We start from the raw sequence: 1,906 nt of genomic DNA, 5'->3' as shown, positions 1-1,906 counted from the left end.
CGGGGCCCAGCGGCGTCCGGGTGGCCCGCCACACCGCGCCGTCCGGCGTCATCCGGAAGGAGGGGTCGCCGGCCCCGCGCCGCAGTACCCCCAGCACCAGGGGGAGATCCAGCGGAGCGCCCGGAACCAGCTCCCGGACCAGCCCGGGTCCGCCACCCTGCCGGGGCACACCCGCACCCCTGGGCACGCGCGGCGCGAAACGTCCTGCCATGCCCCCGAGGGTACGGTCCGCCCCCGACACCGGGCGGGCGGCACCGAGTGGCCGGTGCCGGTCGACTCGACGGTCCACCGGCCGCCGGCACCGTGGACGTCGGTGCGCGGACGTCACCGCACCACGACGTTGTCCCCGGACGACGTCGACGGCCCGGTGGTGGTGTTGCCGTGGTACACCCAGCGCCAGGTACCCGTCCGGGAGGCCGTCACGGTCGTCCTGAGATCACCCGAGCTGTTCGCGTACACCTTCTTCACCGTGGTGTAGGAGGTGGAGCCGGCGGGCTTGAACTGCAGGCTCACCAGGCGGCCTCCGTAGGAGACGTACTTCCTGGTCTCCCAGTCGGCCCGGGTGACCTTCCCGGTCACGGTGATGCTCTTGCCCTTGGTCACCGGTTCGGGGGAGGCGTTGACGGTCAGACGGGAGTTGCGCTTGACGTGGACCGTCAGACCCTCGTCGTCGGTGTCGGCGCCGTCGCCCTTGAAGTACACCCGGGCCGCGACCTTCCAGGCCCCGGCCTCCTTGTTGGACATGTCCCATTCGCTCGGGTCGAAGTACATCGTCTCGTCGAAGTCACAGACGCCCGCGCTCACCTTGACGCAGTCGCTGGTCTCGATGGCGTGCCACAGTTCGTCTCCGCCGTTCGCAGCACCGCGGTACAGGAACACGTGGGGAAACTCCCACGCCTCGGTCGTCGCCATCCGGAAGGAGGCGGGTACCGCGACCTCGTTCGACACCCCGATCACGATCGGCTTGCCGTCGTTCACCTGGACACGGGTGAACGAGACTCCTCCCTCGGCCGCCCCGGCCGGCGCCGCGGCCACCGCCGTGAACACCGCCGCCGCGCCACCGGCCACGACGACTCTCCAGATCTGCTTCCCCACGTGATCCCCCATCTCCGCCACGGACGCACGGAAGGCCCATCCCTCCGGCGCCTTACAGACGGCCGGCGTCCGGACGAGGTTGTACACCCGCGCATCACGATGGGGCATCGGACGATCCCCGCTTCCGGCGAGGCAGGGCGAGGCAGGGCGACGCAGGGTGAGGCGGGCGGCGCGGTGGGCGAAGGGCGGACCGCGCCGCACGCGAACGGCGGGACGTGGTGGACCTAGCGCACCGTGAGGAAGGTCTCGGCGGAGCGTGCCGCCCGCGGCCTCGGCTCCTCTGCGGGGTGACCCACCGCGACGGCCCCCATCGGGTCCCAGCCCTGCGGCAGCTCCAGCACCTCCCGCACCACGTCACGGCAGAACATCGTGGACGACACCCACGCGGACCCCAGCCGCTCCCCGGCCAGCGCGACCAGGAAGTTCTGCACGCCCGCGCCCATGGCGACGACGAACATCTCCCGCTCCGCCCCGTCCCGCCGGGCGTCGCCGTAGGTGTGCGAGCCGTCCATGACCAGGCACGGCACCACCAGGTACGGCGCGTTGCGCAGCACGTCCCCGCGCCGCACCCGCTTGGCGATCGACTCCTCGCTCTTCCCGTCCCGCCGCAGGTCGGCGATCCAGGCGTCCTTCATCGCGTCCAGCAGCCGGACCCGCGACTCCTCGCTCTCCAGCAGCACGAACCGCCACGGCGTCGTGTGGTGCGGCGCCGGCGCGGTCACCGCCGCGGCGACGGCCCGCCGGACCGCGCCCGGGTCGACCGGCTCGTCGGTGAAGGAGCGCACGGTGCGCCGCTGGACGACGGCCTCCC

2 protein-coding genes and 1 pseudogene are annotated in these 1,906 nt (G+C 72.6%); all 3 read right to left on the bottom strand.

What is annotated here, in order from left to right; all coding sequences use genetic code 11:
• Positions 1-211 (bottom strand): annotated as a pseudogene (locus HW445_RS29130) (DNA-3-methyladenine glycosylase 2 family protein); the annotation flags it as partial.
• Between the two features lie 113 nt (positions 212-324).
• The gene (locus HW445_RS29125) at positions 325-1,095 is read right to left on the bottom strand and encodes a hypothetical protein (protein ID WP_180223828.1); all 771 of its coding nucleotides are present in this window, start codon (positions 1,093-1,095) and stop codon (positions 325-327) included.
• A gap of 224 nt (positions 1,096-1,319) precedes the next feature.
• A partial coding sequence (locus HW445_RS29120) for a coenzyme F420-0:L-glutamate ligase (protein WP_180223827.1) occupies positions 1,320-1,906 on the bottom strand: 587 nt, incomplete at its 5' end.

It is taken from the genome of Streptomyces sp. UH6 (assembly GCF_013421635.1).
In the GTDB taxonomy this organism is placed as follows: Bacteria; Actinomycetota; Actinomycetes; order Streptomycetales; family Streptomycetaceae; genus Streptomyces; species Streptomyces abyssomicinicus.
The sequence above is the reverse complement of the archived record's forward strand: the minus strand, read 5'-3'. Positions and strand labels throughout refer to the sequence as shown.